This window comes from Streptomyces avermitilis MA-4680 = NBRC 14893, from assembly GCF_000009765.2.
Lineage (GTDB): Bacteria > Actinomycetota > Actinomycetes > Streptomycetales > Streptomycetaceae > Streptomyces > Streptomyces avermitilis.
Genome location: NC_003155.5, coordinates 3,802,445 through 3,819,366, shown reverse-complemented (window position 1 = coordinate 3,819,366; position 16,922 = coordinate 3,802,445). Strand labels below are relative to the sequence as shown.

General features: G+C 69.4%; 14 protein-coding genes and 2 tRNA genes. 9 read left to right on the top strand and 7 right to left on the bottom strand.

Going from position 1 to position 16,922, the window contains the following annotated elements:
* Window positions 1-88 precede the first annotated feature (88 nt).
* The gene (locus tag SAVERM_RS15875; RefSeq protein ID WP_037649020.1) at window positions 89-631 is read right to left on the bottom strand and encodes a PPA1309 family protein; all 543 of its coding nucleotides are present in this window, start codon (window positions 629-631) and stop codon (window positions 89-91) included.
* 164 nt (window positions 632-795) lie between these two features.
* Here SAVERM_RS15875 and SAVERM_RS15870 point away from each other — a divergent pair, with 164 nt between their 5' ends.
* From SAVERM_RS15870 to SAVERM_RS15855, 4 genes are all read left to right on the top strand, one after another.
* A complete protein-coding gene (locus tag SAVERM_RS15870; protein WP_010984485.1) occupies window positions 796-3,792 on the top strand; it encodes a UPF0182 family membrane protein in 2,997 nt (998 codons plus the stop codon).
* Window positions 3,793-3,836: 44 nt separating this feature from the next.
* A tRNA-Met gene (locus tag SAVERM_RS15865) sits at window positions 3,837-3,910 on the top strand.
* A 229-nt stretch (window positions 3,911-4,139) separates the two neighbouring features.
* Window positions 4,140-5,990 carry a tetratricopeptide repeat protein gene (locus tag SAVERM_RS15860; protein ID WP_010984484.1) on the top strand — a complete coding sequence of 617 codons (1,851 nt, stop codon included), beginning with the start codon at window positions 4,140-4,142 and terminating at the stop codon, window positions 5,988-5,990.
* A gap of 210 nt (window positions 5,991-6,200) precedes the next feature.
* Window positions 6,201-6,274, top strand: a tRNA-Met gene (locus tag SAVERM_RS15855).
* On the opposite strand, the gene SAVERM_RS43065 is transcribed toward SAVERM_RS15855, so the two are convergent.
* Window positions 6,272-6,463 (bottom strand): hypothetical protein, encoded by a 192-nt coding sequence (locus SAVERM_RS43065; RefSeq protein WP_162604338.1) that lies wholly within the window; start codon window positions 6,461-6,463, stop codon window positions 6,272-6,274. The genes SAVERM_RS15855 and SAVERM_RS43065 overlap by 3 nt on opposite strands.
* Before the next feature lie 200 nt (window positions 6,464-6,663).
* Window positions 6,664-7,080, bottom strand: coding sequence for a Fur family transcriptional regulator (locus SAVERM_RS15850; RefSeq protein WP_010984483.1), 417 nt, complete (start codon window positions 7,078-7,080; stop codon window positions 6,664-6,666).
* A gap of 125 nt (window positions 7,081-7,205) precedes the next feature.
* Between SAVERM_RS15850 and SAVERM_RS15845 the strand changes: the two genes are divergently transcribed.
* Window positions 7,206-8,675: a catalase gene (locus SAVERM_RS15845; protein ID WP_037649019.1), complete on the top strand. Its 1,470-nt coding sequence runs from the start codon at window positions 7,206-7,208 to the stop codon at window positions 8,673-8,675.
* A gap of 87 nt (window positions 8,676-8,762) precedes the next feature.
* Here SAVERM_RS15845 and SAVERM_RS15840 read toward each other — a convergent pair whose 3' ends face one another.
* Window positions 8,763-9,155: a CBS domain-containing protein gene (locus SAVERM_RS15840; protein WP_010984481.1), complete on the bottom strand. Its 393-nt coding sequence runs from the start codon at window positions 9,153-9,155 to the stop codon at window positions 8,763-8,765.
* 166 nt (window positions 9,156-9,321) lie between these two features.
* Window positions 9,322-10,122 (bottom strand): histidinol-phosphatase, encoded by an 801-nt coding sequence (gene hisN / locus SAVERM_RS15835; RefSeq protein ID WP_010984480.1) that lies wholly within the window; start codon window positions 10,120-10,122, stop codon window positions 9,322-9,324.
* Window positions 10,123-10,307: 185 nt separating this feature from the next.
* On the opposite strand from hisN, the gene SAVERM_RS15830 reads away from it, so the two are divergent.
* Window positions 10,308-10,943 (top strand): TetR/AcrR family transcriptional regulator, encoded by a 636-nt coding sequence (locus SAVERM_RS15830; protein WP_037649017.1) that lies wholly within the window; start codon window positions 10,308-10,310, stop codon window positions 10,941-10,943.
* Here SAVERM_RS15830 and SAVERM_RS15825 read toward each other — a convergent pair.
* Window positions 10,930-12,618 carry an ABC transporter family substrate-binding protein gene (locus SAVERM_RS15825; RefSeq protein ID WP_010984478.1) on the bottom strand — a complete coding sequence of 563 codons (1,689 nt, stop codon included), beginning with the start codon at window positions 12,616-12,618 and terminating at the stop codon, window positions 10,930-10,932. The genes SAVERM_RS15830 and SAVERM_RS15825 overlap by 14 nt on opposite strands.
* A gap of 162 nt (window positions 12,619-12,780) precedes the next feature.
* Here SAVERM_RS15825 and SAVERM_RS15820 point away from each other — a divergent pair, with 162 nt between their 5' ends.
* Genes SAVERM_RS15820 through SAVERM_RS15810 form a run of 3 tightly spaced genes read left to right on the top strand, consistent with a single transcriptional unit; the run spans window position 12,781 to window position 16,465 of the window.
* The gene (locus SAVERM_RS15820; RefSeq protein ID WP_107083285.1) at window positions 12,781-13,767 is read left to right on the top strand and encodes an ABC transporter permease; all 987 of its coding nucleotides are present in this window, start codon (window positions 12,781-12,783) and stop codon (window positions 13,765-13,767) included.
* Window positions 13,764-14,672 carry an ABC transporter permease gene (locus SAVERM_RS15815; protein ID WP_010984476.1) on the top strand — a complete coding sequence of 303 codons (909 nt, stop codon included), beginning with the start codon at window positions 13,764-13,766 and terminating at the stop codon, window positions 14,670-14,672. The genes SAVERM_RS15820 and SAVERM_RS15815 overlap by 4 nt, the downstream gene beginning before the upstream one ends.
* Window positions 14,669-16,465: a dipeptide ABC transporter ATP-binding protein gene (locus tag SAVERM_RS15810; protein WP_037649016.1), complete on the top strand. Its 1,797-nt coding sequence runs from the start codon at window positions 14,669-14,671 to the stop codon at window positions 16,463-16,465. Before SAVERM_RS15815 ends, SAVERM_RS15810 begins: the two co-directional genes overlap by 4 nt.
* 22 nt (window positions 16,466-16,487) lie before the next feature.
* Here SAVERM_RS15810 and SAVERM_RS15805 read toward each other — a convergent pair whose 3' ends face one another.
* A complete protein-coding gene (locus SAVERM_RS15805) occupies window positions 16,488-16,811 on the bottom strand; it encodes a DMT family transporter (RefSeq protein WP_010984474.1) in 324 nt (107 codons plus the stop codon).
* Between the last annotated feature and the right edge of the window lie 111 nt (window positions 16,812-16,922).

Sequence of the window (16,922 nt, the reverse complement as noted above, 5' to 3'; positions counted from 1 at the left end):
GGCGCCATCAGGCCCGACGCCATGGCCCGTACGTCGCTGGGGGCGCCCCCGAGCTTCGGGGGCGCCCCCAGCGACGTATACGGGAAAGTCAGTCCGCGAACGTCGCCGACAGGGCCTCCGCCAGACCCGGCACCAGGTCCGACCCGGTCAGCACCTCCGTCGGCGAGTCCTTCTCGCGCAGCCGCAGGGCCGATTCGCGCGCGCCGTCCCGCAGCACCGCCACCGTCATCCGGACCTCCTGGCGGTCCGGGTGCTCGGCGACCCACTTCGCGAGCTTCTTCTCGCTCAGCCCCTCCGGAACCGAGGCCTCCGCGGACGGCGGCAGCATCAGCCGCTCCACCGTGAGCGCGCAGCCGACCACCGCGTCGGGCCAGGCGATGGTGCCGAGGAACTCGTCCAGCGGCTTGCCGGCCGGGATCTCGTCCTGCTCGATGGGGGTGAGACCGGTGGTCTCCGGCGCGTCCGCGAGGCCGAGCTGGGCCGCGAGCGAGGGTTCCTGAGTGCGCAGCCGCGCGGTGTCTACGAGGGCGAAGAGGCGAGCGGGCTGGTCCCAGCCGAGGGTGGAGGCGTACTCGTCGATCTCGAGTACGGCCCGGGTGAGCGGGCTCGCTGCCATGGGAGTGTTGGACATGGTCACAATCCTGCCTCGTTAATCCCCCGAACCGGGAACCGAGTAAAGCGTGAGTAAGTTGCATAGGTGAGGCTCCACGATCACGGAGCCTGACGGATGGTCCGCGTTTCCGGGGGCCTGACGGATCAACAGCGAACTTCGAGGTGCGCACCTTGGCTTTCCAGATGCCGGACCGCGGCGGAGGCCCGACGGGGCCACGGATCAGAGTGGGCCGACCGTCCCGGCGGGTCCGGACCCTGCTCATGACACTGGGCGTTCTTGCCGTTCTCGGCATGGCGTTCGTCATGTTTGCGGGGTTCTGGACGGACTGGCTCTGGTACCGGTCGGTCAAGTACTCGTCCGTGTTCACGACCACCCTGTCGACCAAGATCGGGCTCTTCTTCGTCTTCGGCCTGCTGATGGCGGTCGCGGTCGGCGTGAACATCTGGCTGGCGCACCGGCTGCGCCCGCCGCTCAGCGCCATGTCGATGGAGCAGCAGAGCCTCGACCGCTACCGGATGGGCATCGCGCCGTACAAGAAGTGGTTGCTGCTCGGGATCACTTCTCTGGTGGGCCTCATCGCGGGTGCGTCCGCCTCCAGCCAGTGGCGGACCTGGCTGATGTGGGTCAACGGGGTGCCCTTCCACCAGAAGGACCCCCAGTTCCACCTGGACGTCTCCTTCTACGCCTTCGACCTGCCCTGGTACCGCTTCCTGCTCGGCTTCGGCTTCGCCGCCGCGGTGCTGTCCCTGATCGCCGCCGCTCTCACGCACTACCTGTACGGCGGGCTCAGAATCACCTCTCCGGGCGCGCGCGCCACGGCCGCGGCCACCGGGCACCTGTCCGTGCTGCTCGGCATCTTCGTCGCCCTGAAGGCGGTCGCCTACTGGCTCGACCGGTACGGGCTCGCGGTGAAGTCCAGCGACTTCAAGGCGACCGGCAACTGGACGGGCCTCAGGTACGTCGACGCCAACGCCTATCTGCCGGCCAAGACGATCCTGTTCTGCATCGCCGTGATCTGCGCCCTGTTGTTCTTCGCCACCCTGTGGCGGCGCACCTGGCAGCTGCCCGTCATCGGATTCGGCCTGATGGTGCTCTCGGCGATCCTCATCGGCGGGCTCTACCCGGCGATCGTCCAGAAGTTCCAGGTCCAGCCGAACGAGCAGGCCAAGGAAGCCCCGTACGTCGAGAAGAACCTCAAGGCGACGCGTGAGGCGTACGGCATCGACGGCGCCAAGGTCACCGAGTACCCGGGCAAGAGCGACACCACGGACAAGACGAAGCTGCGCGACGACGCCGACGCCACGGCGAGCGTCCGTCTGCTCGACCCGAACGTCGTCTCGCCCACGTTCCAGCAGCTCCAGCAGATGCGGAACTACTACGCGTTCCCGACCAACCTGGACGTCGACCGCTACAGCAAGGACGGCAAGGACCAGGACACGGTCATCGGTCTGCGTGAGCTGAATCTCAACGGCATTCCGAAGAACAACTGGATCAACGACCACTTCCGCTACACGCACGGATTCGGTGTGGTCGCCGCGAAGGGCACCACCGCCGACTCCGAGGGCCGGCCGGTGTTCACCGAGTCCGACCTGCCGTCCAGGGGTGACCTCAAGGCGTACCAGCAGCGGATCTACTACGGCGAGAAGACCAGCCAGTACTCGATCGTCGGCGGTCCCCAGAAGGAGATCGACTACTCCGACGACAGCGGTGAGAAGACCACCAGCTACCAGGGCAAGAGCGGGGTCAACCTCTCCAGCCCGATCAACCGGGCCGCGTACGCGGTGGCGTTCAGCGAGCCGCAGATCCTCTACTCCGGGGCGATCGGCGAGGGTTCGCGGATCCTGTACAACCGCACGCCCAAGGAGCGCGTCGAGGCGGTGGCGCCCTGGCTGACCATCGACGGGGACGCCTACCCCGCGGTCGTCGACAACAAGATCCAGTGGATCGTCGACGCGTACACGACGACGAACGGATACCCGTACGCCTCCCGTACGACGCTGGGTGACACGACGGCCGACTCGCTGACCGCCAACAACAACCAGCGCGCGGTGGTGGCCCAGCAGAACCAGGTCAACTACATCCGCAACTCGGTGAAGGCGACCGTCGACGCGTACACGGGCAAGGTCACGCTCTTCGAGTGGGACACCAAGGACCCGGTCCTGAAGACATGGGAGAAGGCCTTCCCCGGCACGGTGAAGCCGAAGGGCGACATCCCGAAGTCCCTGATAGATCATCTGCGGTACCCGCAGGACCTGTTCAAGGTCCAGCGCGAGCTGCTCACCCGCTACCACGTGAAGGACGCGCAGACGTTCCTCAGCGGCAGCGAGGTGTGGCAGGTGCCGGACGACCCGTCCAACAAGTCGGGCAACGCGGTGCCGCCGTACTACCTGAGCATGAAGATGCCCGACCAGCAGGCGCAGACGTTCTCGCTGACGACGACGCTCACCCCGAACGGCCGGGACAACCTGAGTGCCTTCATGTCGGTCAACGCCGAAGCGGGCACGAGTGATTACGGCAAGATCAGAATCCTGAAACTGCCGACGAGCAGAACAGTCGACGGGCCCAAACAGGTCCAGAGCCAGTTCAACTCCGAACAGGACATCGCCGAGTCCATCAGGCTGCTGAAGGGCGGCGACTCGGAGGTCGAGTACGGCAATCTGCTGACGGTGCCCCTCGACGGCGGACTGCTGTACGTGGAGCCCGTGTACGTACGCGGTGGCGGACTCAAGTACCCGCTGTTGCGCAAGGTGTTGGTGACCTACGGAGGCAACACCGCCTTCGAGGACACGCTCGACGAGGCGCTCAACAAGGTCTTCGGAGCGGATTCGACCACGCAGCCACCGGACGAGGGCACCACGAAGCCGCCGACGTCGAGCAACCCCACGGTCCAAGAGGCCCTGAACGACGCCCAGAAGGCCTTCGACGCGGGCCAGGAGGCCCTCAAGAAGCCCGACTGGCAGGCGTACGCCAAGGCGCAGAAGGATCTTGAGGATGCCCTGAAGCGGGCGGAGGACGCCCAGGCCGAGGCGGACAAGGCCAGCGGCGGCAGCAAGAGCGGTGACAGCGGCAAGGGCAGTGGGCCGACCAGCAGCCCGAGCGGCAGTGCCAGTAGCAGTCCCAGTAGCAGTCCGAGCAGCGACAAGAGCCCGAGCAGCGACAAGAGCCCCGGCAGCGACTGAGTCAGGGCACCCTCCCGCGCCGTGGTACGGTTGCAACACAACGGCGCGGGGTGGAGCAGCTCGGTAGCTCGCTGGGCTCATAACCCAGAGGTCGCAGGTTCAAATCCTGTCCCCGCTACTGAAGACGAAGGCCCGGATCCTGATCAAGGATCCGGGCCTTCGTCGTGTGCCGCGACGCGCCAGGGTGGCCGCGATGACCTGGCTACTCGTGCGAAGTGGTGCCGCCTGCGGGGGGAGTTGGGAAATCTGTGTTTGACTTGTCTCTCTGTGGGCATGTCGACAAAACGCTGAAGTGACCTCACTGGCTGCGGTATACCAGGTGTACCCAGGTTGCAGGTGGTGCGACGATGGACGTTATGGGGGACAAGGCAACTCTGTTGGAAACAGGGCGTTTTGCGCAGCCTGCCGACTTTGTGCAGCCTGCCGACATTGCGCAGCCTTCCGACCGGGACGAAACCGGCGAGGCTGCAGAGGAGGCGCGCCGTCGGCTCGCCGCCGAAGCGGGCGACGTGGAGGCGAAGAGCGTCCTCGGAGCCATGCTGCTGCGACGCGGCGATCTCGACGGCGCGGAGCCCCAGCTGCGCGCCGCGACCGCCGCCGGTGACCGTGCCGCCGCCAACAACCTGGGTGTCCTCCTGCATCAGCGTGGATACGCCGAGGAGGCGGCCGGCTGGTGGCGGATCGCCGCCGTCGCCGGTTCCGCCGCGGCCGCGCACGCGCTCGGGCGCCACCACCGCGAGCGCGGCGACGAGCCCGCAGCCGAGTACTGGCTGCGCCAGTCCGCCGAGCAGGGCCACGCCCTCGGCGCGTACGCGCTCGCCGACCTGCTGGAGCACCGCAACGACGCCCGCGCGGAGCAGTGGATGCGGGCCGCGGCCGAGCGCGGGCACCGCGAGGCCGCCTACCGGCTGGCGCGCGCGCTTGATCGCAAGGTCGCGGACGCGGGTGAGCCGGGCGCTGACAACGGTGTCATAGGAGCAGGCGGTGAAGAGGCCGCGCAGTGGTACCGGCAGGCCGCCGCGCGCGGGCACCGGCGCGCGGCGCTGCATCTCGGGGCGATCCTGGAGAAGCGGGGCGAGCTCAAGGAGGCCGGGCGGTGGTATCTGACGTCCGCCAAGGACGGCGAGGCGCGCGCCGCATGCGCCCTCGGCTTCCTGCTGCGGGACGCGGGCGACAGCGAGAGCGCCGCCGTGTGGTGGCTGCGGGCCGCCCAGGACGGCGACGGGAACGCGGCGAACGCGCTCGGCGCCCTGCACGCCGAGCGCGGCGAGACCCAGACCGCCGAGCGGTGGTACCGGGCCGCGATGGACGCGGGCGATGTGAACGGCGCGTACAACCTGGGCCTGCTCTGCGCCGAGCAGGGACGGACCGCGCAGGCCGACCAGTGGTACCGGCGTGCGGCGTACGCCGGACACCGGGAGGCGGCCAACGCGCTCGCCATCCTGCTGCTCCAGGTCGGCGACGCGGCCGGGGCCGAGCCCTGGTTCTCCAAGGCCGCGGAGGCGGGGAGCGTGGACGCCGCGTTCAACCTCGGCATCCTGCACGCCGGGCGCGGCACCGAGGAAGACGATGCGGCGGCACTGCGCTGGTACGAGCGGGCGGCTGCCGCCGGGCACACCGAGGCGGCGCTCCAGGTCGGCATCGCGTTGCTGCGCGACGGGGACGAGCAGGCGGCGGAGCGGCACCTTCGGTGCGCGGCGGGCGGGGGCAGTGCCGAGGCCGCGTACCGGCTGGCGTCCGTGCTGGACGCGCGCCGGCCGCCCGCGCCCGCGCACGAGCTGGGCGAGCCCGCGCACGAGAAGACCGAGTGCGAGGAGTGGTACGAGCGCGCGGCGTCCCAGGGGCACCGGCGGGCGCAGGTGCGGGTCGGGATGCTGGCGGCGGCCCGAGGGGACGTGGTGGAGGCGGCCCGGTGGTACCGGGAGGCGGCGGAAGCGGGCTCCCGGAACGGGGCGTTCAATCTGGGGCTGCTGCTGGCCCGCGAGGGAAGTGAGCCGGAGGCCGCGCTGTGGTGGACCCGGGCGGCCGATGCCGGGCATGGACGGGCGGCGTTGCGGCTGGCCCTGGTCTACGCGCGTCGCGGGGAGCTTGTCGAGGGGCAGCGGTGGGCGGACCGAGCGGTGTCTCTGGGACCCGCCGAGGTCTCCGAGCGTGCCGCCCGGCTACGGGATGCCTTGCGGCAGGAGCTGTCGGCCTGAGTCGTCGCCTGTCCTGCGCCGGGCGCCGGCGTCGGGGGTGGTTCGCCCCCGACGCCCCTACCCGTCCCGTCCCTGGGGGCTGCCGCCCCCAGACCCCCGCTTTCGGCCTGGACGGCCTCGTCCTCAAACGCCGGACGGGCTGCTTGCGCTCAGCCGTTCTCAAGTGATTTGCGCTGGTCGGCCCCACTGACGTAACGTTCAGTTCAACGACGCGGGGTGGAGCAGCTCGGTAGCTCGCTGGGCTCATAACCCAGAGGTCGCAGGTTCAAATCCTGTCCCCGCTACTGAAGGCCGAGGGCCGGAATCCTTAAGGGATTCCGGCCCTCGGTGTTTCTACGGCTCGTGGCCCCCACCGCCTCCGCGTACAGCGCCCGGTCCACCGCCTTCGACTCCGGGACCGGATCCCCGTTCGCCACGCCCGCCGCCGCGTACGCCCACTGCAACCGCCGGTCGTGCCCTTGCGGATCTCCCAATCCATGTCAGGTCGGTGGCGTTGAGCTGTGGACCGGTCTCTCCCACGGGGTCTCCTCGCGGAGTGTGGAAGGGACTGGTGGGTGCCGTCGACCATATGACGGGTCGTCAGATTCGGGAAGCCCGTATGCGGCAGCGGGGCGAGGCGGTGCACAGCGCGAAGCCCCGGCATCCCTGGGATGCCGGGGCTTCGCGGAAACGATCAGGCGGCCGCGCAGTTGGGGCACACGCCCCGGTACGTCACCTCGACGTCCGAGACCGTGAAGCCGAAGCGCTCCGAGTCGGGGAGGTCGGCGAGCGGGTTGCCGCTCGGGTGGACGTCGCGGATCGCGCCGCACCGGGCGCAGACCAGGTGGTGGTGCGGACGGTGGGCGTTCGGGTCGTAGCGCTTGGCGCGCTTGTCCGTGGCGACCTCCAGCACCTCGCCGAGGGAGACCAGCTCACCCAGGGTGTTGTAGACGGTCGCCCGGGAGATCTCGGGCAGCTTCACGACGGCGCGGGCGTGCACCTCGTCGGCCGTCAGGTGGACGTGGTCGCCGTCGAGGACCTCGGCCACGACGCGGCGCTGCGCGGTCATCCGCCATCCGCGGCCGCGCAGTCGTTCCAGTAGGTCACTCATACAGACAAGCCTAACAGTAGGGGGACCAGTTCCCGAACGGGTGTGACTTTGGAGCTTTACTTGACTTAGACATTGTCCATTGTAGGATCGTGACCGGCATTGGCCAAGGGACAGGACTTGCAGGAATGACGCAGGAGGCGCACGTGACGCAGGGACCGCTCACGACGGAGGCCGGTGCACCGGTAGCCGACAATCAGAACAGCGAGACCGCGGGCGTCGGCGGCCCGGTGCTCGTGCAGGACCAGCTCCTGCTGGAGAAGCTTGCCCACTTCAACCGTGAGCGCATCCCGGAGCGCGTCGTGCACGCCCGCGGCGCGGCCGCGTACGGCACGTTCACGCTGACCCGTGACGTCTCGCAGTGGACGCGCGCCGCATTCCTCTCCGAGGTCGGCAAGCAGACCGAGACCTTCCTGCGCTTCTCCACCGTGGCCGGGAACCTGGGTTCCGCGGACGCCGTCCGTGACCCGCGCGGCTGGGCGCTGAAGTTCTACACCGAAGAGGGCAACTACGACCTCGTCGGCAACAACACCCCGGTGTTCTTCATCAAGGACGCCATCAAGTTCCCCGACTTCATCCACACCCAGAAGCGCGACCCGTACACGGGCTCGCAGGAGGCGGACAACGTCTGGGACTTCTGGGGTCTGTCGCCCGAGTCCACCCACCAGGTGACCTGGCTGTTCGGCGACCGCGGCATCCCCGCGTCCTACCGCCACATGAACGGCTACGGCTCGCACACCTACCAGTGGAACAACGAGGCCGGCGAGGTCTTCTGGGTCAAGTACCACTTCAAGACCGACCAGGGCATCAAGAACCTCACGACCGAGGAGGCCGTGAACGTCTCCGGTCTCGACCCGGACTCGCACCAGCGCGACCTGCGTGAGTCCATCGAGCGCGGTGACTTCCCGACCTGGACCGTGCAGGTGCAGATCATGCCGGCGGCCGAGGCGGCCGGGTACCGCTTCAACCCGTTCGACCTCACCAAGGTGTGGCCGCACGAGGACTACCCGCCGATCGAGATCGGCAAGCTGGAGCTCAACCGCAACCCGGAGAACATCTTCGCCGAGGTCGAGCAGTCCATCTTCAGCCCGGCCCACTTCGTTCCCGGCATCGGTCCCTCCCCGGACAAGATGCTCCAGGGCCGCCTCTTCGCGTACGGCGACGCCCACCGCTACCGCGTCGGCATCAACGCCGACCACCTGCCGGTGAACCGTCCGCACGCCACCGAGGCGCGCACCAACTCCCGCGACGGCTTCCTGTACGACGGCCGCCACAAGGGCACGAAGAACTACGAGCCGAACAGCTTCGGCGGCCCGTTCCAGACGGACCGCCCGCTGTGGCAGCCGATCTCGGTCACCGGCGTCACGGGCGACACAGAGGCCCCGGTCCACACCGAGGACAACGACTTCGTGCAGGCGGGCAACCTCTACCGCCTGATGTCGGAGGACGAGAAGACCCGCCTGGTCGACAACCTCGCGGGCTTCATCTCCAAGGTCTCGCGCGACGACATCGCCGAGCGCGCGATCAACAACTTCCGCCAGGCGGACGGCGACTTCGGCAAGCGGCTGGAGGCCGCGGTCCAGGCCCTGCGCGGCTGACAGCCAGCACTGGACGCTTGTCGTGGAGAGCGGGCCGGATCCCCTGTGTCAGGGGGTCCGGCCCGCTCGCGTGCCCCGAGGGGACGCTCAGGCCGGTATGTGCTGCCGGGCCGGGGCCCAGCAGCGGATGATGTCGCGGACCGAGACGATCCCGACGGGACCGCTTCCGTCGAGCACGATCAGATGCCGGAAACCGCCGTGCGACATGGCCGTCGCGGCGTCCTCCAGGGTCCAGGCCGGGGCGGCGAAGACGACGTCGGTGGTGGTGTGGCTGCCTGCGGTCTCGGCATCCGGGTTCTGGCCGAGGGCCAGTGAGTTGAGGATGTCGCGCTCGGTCAGGATGCCGACTCCGCAGGAGTCCTCGTCGAGGACGACGGCCGCACCGACGCGGCGTGCGGACATCAGGCGGGCCGCCTGGCGGAGGGTGTGTGCCGGGCCGATGGTCAGGACCACCGTGCTCATGGCGTCGCGGACGAGCATGGGCTGGAGCCACCTCCTTGGTGAACCGACATGAGAAGCGATTCACAAGTTCACAAGTGGGGGGACTCTCAGAGTCGCAGTTAAAGGGAGAGTCAACAAGAGGGCGCGAGGCGACTTTCGAGGCACCCATGGCTCACATGAGCGCACTGGGGGCTTCGGCGGCTCCTCAGTAGCGCTGGTTGAGATACCCCAGCAGCTCGTCGTGGAGCACCCCGTTCGACGCGGCCGCGTTGCCGCTGTGCGGGCCCGGACGGCCGTCGAGGCCCGTGAAGGAGCCGCCCGCCTCCGTCACGACGATCGCGTTCGCCGCCATGTCCCACAGCGACAGCTCGGGCTCCGCGCAGATGTCGATCGAGCCCTCGGCGACCATCATGTACGGCCAGAAATCGCCGTATCCCCGGGTGCGCCACACCGCGCGCGTGAGATCCAGGAAGCCGTCCAGGCGGCCCTGGTCCTCCCAGCCGCTCAGCGACGAGTACGCGAACGAGGCGTCGGACAGCTTCGAGACGCGCGAGACGTGCAGCCGGGACGCCGAGGACAGACTGCGGCCGGAGAAGGCGCCGTGGCCCTTCGCGGCCCACCAGCGCCGGCCGAGCGCGGGCGCGGAGACCACGCCGACGACCGGCTGGTAGCCGCCCTCGCCCGCCTCCGTCAGGGAGATCAGGGTCGCCCAGACGGGGACGCCGCGTACGTAGTTCTTGGTGCCGTCGATCGGGTCGACGACCCAGCGGCGCGGGCCCGTGCCCTCGATGCCGTACTCCTCGCCGAGGATCGCGTCGCGCGGCCGCGCCCGCTGGAGGTGGCCGCGGATCAGCTCCTCGGCGGCCTTGTCGGCCTCGCTCACCGGAGTCATGTCCGGCTTGGTCTCTACCTTGAGATCGAGCGCCTTGAACCGTTCCATCGTCGCGGCGTCGGCGGCATCCGCCAGGACATGGGCGAGGCGCAGGTCATCGCGATAGTCGGGCATGTGTGAACCGTATCTGCCCCTTCCCGGGGAGGGCCACACGGCCTCCGGGATCTTCGCCGATCTTCGCCGGCGCACCCTTCGGCGCCCACTCGCCGGCGCACGCCCTTCGGTACCGCCGCGAACCCTTGACAGTGCCGTCGTGCGCGTCAAATCTGAGCGTCAGAGCCGCTCGCCCGAGGGAGGCGATGATGCCTGCAGCGCGGGAATCCCTGCTGGACGCCGCGTACACGGCGCTCGCGCGCCGTCCGTGGTCCGCCGTGCGCATGGTGGACGTGGCCGCCGTGGCCGGGGTGTCACGGCAGACGCTGTACAACGAGTTCGGCAGCAAGGAGGGCCTGGCGCGGGCGCTGGTGCGCAGGGAGGCCGACGCCTATCTCGCCGGTGTCGAGCGGGCGCTGGCCACGCACGCCGACCCGCGCGAGCGCCTCGCCGCGACCGCCGAGTGGACCACGTCCGCCGCCCGTGGCAACGCCCTCGTACGGGCCATGCTCACCGGCTGCTGGAGCGAGCGGCTGCCCTCGCCGACGCTCACGGCGGTGCCCTCGGCGTCCGCGGTGCCCGCGCAGCGCCGGGCCGACGGTGCGCTGCCCTCGCCCGCCGACTTCGTGGCGCTGGTCCGTGACCGTGCCGTCGCCGCGCTCGCCGGACCCGGCACCACCAGGTCGGACGCCTTCGAGCTGGCGCGCTCCTGCGAACTCGTCGTCCGGCTCGCGCTGTCGTGCGTGGCGGCGCCGCCCGGCGAGGGCGGGGTCCCGGACCTGGTGAAGGCCGCGCTGACCCCGTCCCACCGGCTGGGTGTCCGGACGGTCACTTCTTCTTGAGCCAGCCGACCTTGGTGAAGTCGTCGTCGGCGAGGCCGCCCGCGCCGTAGTTGGCGAGGTTCGAGCGGACGGCGAGGACCTGGGGGCGCTGGTAGAGCGGGATGGAGTGGCCGAGGGCCCAGATCTTCGTGTCGGCCTCGTTGTAGATCTTGGCCTGCTCGGTGGCGTCGGTGGTCTCACCCGCCTTCTTCAGCAGGGTGTCGATCTCCGGGGAGCCGACCGAGCCGTAGTTCTCGTACAGGTTCTTGCCGGCGGTCTGGCGGTAGATCGGGTACGCCTCGGAGCGGAAGATCTGGTCGACCCAGCGGAAGCTGACCAGGTCGAAGTTGCCGATGGTGACGTACTTGGAGAAGTAGTCGTTCGTCGGCACCTTCTTGATCGACACTTTGATCCCGACGGCCGCGAGCTGCGCCTGCACCAGCTCGGCCTGGTCCTCCTGCGCGGAGGTGCTGCCCGCGCTGAGTGCGTAGGTGAGGGCGAGCTGCTTGCCGTCCTTCACGCGCGTGTCGCCCTTGGTCTTCCAGCCGGCCGCGTCGAGGAGTTCGCCCGCCGCCTCGACGTCGTACGTGCCGTACGTACCGGAGTTGTCCTGGTAGCCGGCCTGGTTGGGCATGAAGAAGTGGCTGCCGTACGTCTTCAGCTCGACCGGGAGGTCCTTGCCGAAGGCGGTGGCGATGGCCTTGCGGTCGATGGCGTGCTGGACGGCTTGGCGGACCCGGACGTCCTTCAGCGGGCCGCGCGCGCCGTTCAGGGTGATGTGCACCTCGTCCCAGCGGGCGCCGGTGCGGATGTCCGTGCCGGCGGCCTTGGCAAGGCGCTTGTAGTCCTCGGGGAGGATCGCGGAGGCGTAGTCGATCTCCTTGTTGAGGTACGCGTCCGTCCAGGCGCTGAAGTCCAGGGCGCGGAAGACGATCGAGTCCAGCTTGGGCTTCGTACCCCACCACTGGGGGTCGGGGACCGCCGTGATGGTCTGGGCGGTCCTGTCGTACGCGGAGATCTTGAAGGCGGCGCCGGTGACCGGGATCTTCTCGGTCCAGCCCTTGTTGAACTTGGCCGGGGTGTCGATCCCCGCGGCGGGCAGCAGTGGGTCGAAGAGCCGCTTCCAGTCGGCGTACGGCGAGGAGAAGGTGACCTTGACCTGGTGGGCGTCGGTGCCCTGCCCGACCGCGCTGATCTGGTCGTAGCCGGAGGTGTTGGCGGCCTCGTACTCCTTGTTCGTGCCGTTCGTGGCCTTCCACAGGGCACGGAAGTCGCGCCAGCTCAGGGGCGCGCCGTCGGACCACTTGGCCTTGGGATTGAGCTTGTAGGTGACGACCTGGGGGCTGGTGGAGGTCACCGAGGCGGAGAGCAGGAAGTTCTCGTTCGGCCGGACCGCGCCGCGCGCGTCGGCGGTGAAGAGGCTGGGCTCGACCAGCTCGTTGATCGTCGCGGCGTCACCCTGGTTGCCGTTGGCGGTGTAGCGGTTGAAGTCCGCGATGTACTGGGAGATCGCGAACTTGAGGGTGCCGCCCTGCTGGATGTCGCTGAGCGGGTGGGCGTTGATCTGCTGGCTGCCGGCCGGGGCGGCGCTCTTCTGCGCCTGCGGCTTGTCGTCGTCGGACGAACCGCAGCCGGTCACCAGCAACGCGGTGGCCGCGGTGGCGGCGACCAGGGCTGCGGCGGGGGTTCTGCGCATGTCGGTGTCCTTTGTGGGGTGTCCTTCGGTGGCCGGCGGGAGCCGGTGGTCATCCGTGAATGCGCCGAACGTAGAACGGCTACGGCAGTCGTGGGAGCGGTTCTGGACTGCTGTCATGTTCTCTTCATGCTGGTGCAACAGCGGGACGGAAGGATGCGTGACGTGCCTGCCTATCTGGCCAAGCGGCTCGGCTATTACGCCGTCCTGCTCCTGGCCGCCGTCTGCCTCTCCTATCTGCTGGCCTCGTTCGCGCTCGACCCGCGCGCGTACTACGAGGGCCGGCAGCCGCCCGTCTCCGCGAGCGCGGTGAATCACCACCTCACCGAGATCGGCGTCAACGACCACGCGTCGCTGCTCGCCCGCTTCCTGCGCTGGGCGGGGCATGCGGTCCGCGGAGACCTCGGCAGGACGATCGACGGTACGAGCGTCAACGCGGAGTTCGGGCGGCGCATCGGGGTCAGCCTGCGGCTGCTGCTCGCCGGAACCGTGCTCGGCACGGTCGCGGGCGTGCTGATCGGAGCCTGGACGGCGGTGCGGCAGTACCGCTTCAGCGACCGGACGGTCACGTTCGCGTCCTTCGCACTGCTCTCCACCCCCGTGTTCCTGCTGGCGATCCTTCTCAAGACCGGAGCGATCTGGTTCAACCGGACGACAGGGACGGATCTGATCCAGTTCACGGGCGAGAAGAGCCCCGGGCTGACGGGCGGGTTCGGGGCCGTACTCCAGGACCGCGCCGTACACCTGCTGCTGCCCACCCTGTCCGTCGCCCTCTTCGCGATCGCCGGCTACAGCCGCTACCAGCGCAGCACCATGCTCGACGTGCTGGGCTCCGACTATCTGCGCACCGCGCGGGCCAAGGGTCTCGGCCGCCGGGCGGTGCTGCTCAAGCACGGGCTGCGGACGGCGCTGATCCCCATGTCGACGTACTTCTCGTACGGCTTCCTCGCGCTCTTCACCGGTGCCATCTTCACGGAGACGATCTTCGGCTGGCACGGCATGGGAGAGTGGTTCATCTCCTCGATCGGCAAGAACGACGTCAACTCGGTCGTCGCCGTCAATCTCTTCGCGGCGGTCACCGTGCTGCTGTCCGGCTTCCTCGCGGACGTGCTGCACGCCGCGCTCGACCCGCGCATCCGGCAGGCGTCATGACGATCACCCCTGTGGTCGAGACGGTCGAGGCGGCCGTACGTCCGGTCGGGCGCGGGACCGTCGTCCTGCGCCGCTTCGTACGCAATCGGGGCGCGCTCGCCGGATCCGTCGTCCTCGTACTGCTGTTCCTGCTGGCCTTCGTCGGGCCGTACGTCACCCCGTGGTCGTACAGCCATATCGACTACACCGCGTTGCGGTCGGGGCCGAGCGCCGACCACTGGTGGGGGACCAACCGGATCGGGCAGGACGTGTTCGCGCAGACCGTGCGGGGACTGCAGAAGTCGTTGCTGATCGGGCTGTTGGTGGCGGTCTTCTCGACCGGGCTCGCCGCATTCGTCGGCGCCTGTGCCGGGTACTTCGGGGGCTGGACCGACCGGGCGCTGATGTTCTTCGTCGACTTGCTGCTGGTCTTCCCGTCGTTCCTCATCATCGCGGCCGTCTCACCGCGGATGCCCAGCGGCGGCTGGGTCGTCCTCGCGGGACTGCTCGCCGTCTTCGGGTGGATGATCACCGCGCGGGTGGTCCGGTCGATGACACTGTCCCTGAAGGAGCGCGAATTCGTCCGCGCGGCACGGTTCATGGGCGTCGGGCCGTTCCGGATCATCTGGCGGCACGTGCTGCCGAACGTCGCCTCCTTCCTGATCATCGACGCGACCATCGCGGTCGGCGGGGCCGTGATGAGCGAGACCGCCCTGTCGTACTTCGGGTTCGGGGTGCAGACGCCGGACGTGTCGCTCGGCACGCTGATCGCCTCGGGGACCGGGGCGGCGGTGACGTACCCCTGGATGTTCTTCTACGCGGCCGGGCTGCTGGTGGTCTTCGTGCTGGCGGTGAACCTGGTGGGGGACGGGCTGCGGGACGCGCTGGACCCGACCTCCCGCAGCAGGAAAGGGGCATCGCGGTGACTCCCGTGCTCGAAGTGGCCCGTCTGAACGTGGACTTCGACGGGCGGCCCGCCGTCCGCGACGTGAGCCTCTCGCTCTCGCGGGGCGAAGTCCTCGGCCTGGTCGGTGAGTCGGGGTCCGGGAAGTCGGCCACCGCGCTCGCCGTCCTCGGGCTGCTGCCCGACAACGCGACCGTCCAAGGGTCCGTACGGCTCGACGGGCAGGAACTGGTCGGCGCGGGCGAAAGGGAGCTGACCCGGATCCGGGGGAGCCGCGTCGCCATGGTCTTCCAGGACCCGCTCTCCGCGTTCACACCGGTCCACCGCGTCGGCGACCAGATCGCGGAGGCCGTACGGGCCCATCAGGGCGTGTCCCGGGAGCGGGCCCGCGAACGCGCCGCCGAACTGCTCGACCTCGTCGGCATCCCCGCTTCCCGGGTGCGGGCCTTCCCGCACGAGTTCTCCGGCGGCATGCGCCAGCGCGCCATGATCGCCATGGCGATGGCGAACGAGCCGGACGTGATCCTCGCGGACGAGCCGACCACCGCCCTGGACGTCACCATCCAGGCCCAGGTGCTCGACGTGCTGCGCACGGCCCAGCGGGAGACCGGCGCCGCTGTCCTGCTGGTCAGCCACGACCTGGGGGTGATCGCCGGGATGGCGGACCGGGTGGCGGTCATGTACGAGGGGGAGGTGGTCGAGTCGGGAACGGCCGTCGAGGTGTTCGGACGGCCGCGGGAGCCGTACACGCGGAAGCTGCTCGGGGCCGTACCGCGTCTCGACGACGCGCGCCCGCGCGCCGAACTCCCGGACAGCGAACCAGTGTTGAGGGTGCGCGGACTCACCAAGACCTTTCCCCTTCTCAAAGGGAGCGCGTTCAAGCGGCGGGTGGGGAGTGTGTACGCCGTCGACGGCGTGGACCTCGACATCCGGCGCGGGGAGACCCTGGCGCTGGTGGGGGAGTCCGGGTCCGGGAAGTCGACGACCCTTTTCGAGCTGCTCGAACTCGCCGCTCCCGAGGGCGGGTCGGTCGAACTGTTCGGGCAGCGGCTCGGGAGCCTGCGCAAAGCCGAGTCGAAGGCGCTGCGCCGCCGGGTGCAGATCGTCTTCCAGGACCCGATGGCCTCCCTCGACCCGCGCATGCCGGTCGGCGACATCATCGCCGAGCCGTTGCGCACCCAGGGCTTTGACCGGGCCACCGCCGCCCGGCGCGTCCCCGAACTGCTCACCCGGGTCGGGCTCGACCCGGCGCACGCGGAACGCTTCCCGCACGAGTTCTCCGGCGGCCAGCGGCAGCGCATCGGCATCGCGCGGGCGCTGTCGGTCGAGCCGGAGCTCCTCGTGCTCGACGAACCCGTGTCGGCGCTCGACGTCTCCGTCCAGGCCGGGGTTCTCGACCTGCTGGACCGGCTGAAGGCGGAGCTGGGGCTCGCCTATCTGTTCGTCTCGCACGATCTGTCCGTCGTCCGGCACATCGCGGACCGGGTGAGCGTGGTCTACCTCGGCCGGACCGTCGAGTCGGGCCCGGTCGAGGAGGTCTTCGAACGGCCCCGCCACCCGTACACCCAGGCCCTGCTGTCCGCCGTCCCGCTGCCCGACCCGGAGCGCGAACGGGAACGGCGGCGCACGCGGATCCTGCTCGCCGGGGACCCGCCCAGCCCGACACAGCGGTACGACGGCTGCCGGTTCCGGGCACGCTGCCCGCTGTACGCCTCACTCGCCGAGGAGGAGCGCAAGCGGTGCGCCCATGACGTGCCGGTCCTCGACGGGGACGGGGCGGCCTGTCACTTTCCGCGGGTGCGCGAGGTGATCTGAGAGGCGCGCCGCGAGAGCGGCCTCAGTGGGCCGAGCCCGAGAGCTGGAGCCCGATCACGCCGATGATCACAAAGCTGATCGACACGAGCTTCAGGACGGAGACCACGTCACCGAGGAACACCATGCCGTAGATCGCGGTGCCCGCCGCGCCGATACCGGTCCAGACGGCGTAGGCGGGTCCCACGTCGAGCTTCCGCAGGGACAGGGTCAGCAGGCCGAAGCTGCCGAGCGCGAAGACGCAGAAGGCGACCGTGGGCCACAGTCGGGTGAAGCCGTGCGAGAGCTTCAGACAGACGGCGAAGCCGGTCTCCAGTAGTCCGGCCACAACGACCAGCAGCCACGCCATGTGATGTCCTCCCGTGTCCCCACGTTCCGTGACCGCTTTTTCTGGCTTGGATCCGGCTTGGTGCGATTATGCATTTACCGGCGTGCCGCGGGTGCAAACAACGCGGAGGTC

Excerpts from the sequence above, each read along its gene's own strand:
- SAVERM_RS15830 (WP_037649017.1), top strand. The coding sequence starts at position 10,308 with ATGATGCCTGCAGCGCGGGAATCCCTGCTGGACGCCGCGTACACGGCG.
- SAVERM_RS15840 (WP_010984481.1), bottom strand. The coding sequence starts at position 9,155 with ATGCTCGTCCGCGACGCCATGAGCACGGTGGTCCTGACCATCGGCCCG.
- SAVERM_RS15805 (WP_010984474.1), bottom strand. The coding sequence starts at position 16,811 with ATGGCGTGGCTGCTGGTCGTTGTGGCCGGACTACTGGAGACCGGCTTC.
- hisN (WP_010984480.1), bottom strand. The coding sequence starts at position 10,122 with ATGCCCGACTATCGCGATGACCTGCGCCTCGCCCATGTCCTGGCGGAT.
- SAVERM_RS15860 (WP_010984484.1), top strand. The coding sequence starts at position 4,140 with ATGGACGTTATGGGGGACAAGGCAACTCTGTTGGAAACAGGGCGTTTT.
- SAVERM_RS15870 (WP_010984485.1), top strand. The coding sequence starts at position 796 with ATGCCGGACCGCGGCGGAGGCCCGACGGGGCCACGGATCAGAGTGGGC.
- SAVERM_RS15850 (WP_010984483.1), bottom strand. The coding sequence starts at position 7,080 with ATGAGTGACCTACTGGAACGACTGCGCGGCCGCGGATGGCGGATGACC.
- SAVERM_RS15825 (WP_010984478.1), bottom strand. The coding sequence starts at position 12,618 with ATGCGCAGAACCCCCGCCGCAGCCCTGGTCGCCGCCACCGCGGCCACC.
- SAVERM_RS15815 (WP_010984476.1), top strand. The coding sequence starts at position 13,764 with ATGACGATCACCCCTGTGGTCGAGACGGTCGAGGCGGCCGTACGTCCG.
- SAVERM_RS15845 (WP_037649019.1), top strand. The coding sequence starts at position 7,206 with ATGACGCAGGAGGCGCACGTGACGCAGGGACCGCTCACGACGGAGGCC.
- SAVERM_RS15875 (WP_037649020.1), bottom strand. The coding sequence starts at position 631 with ATGTCCAACACTCCCATGGCAGCGAGCCCGCTCACCCGGGCCGTACTC.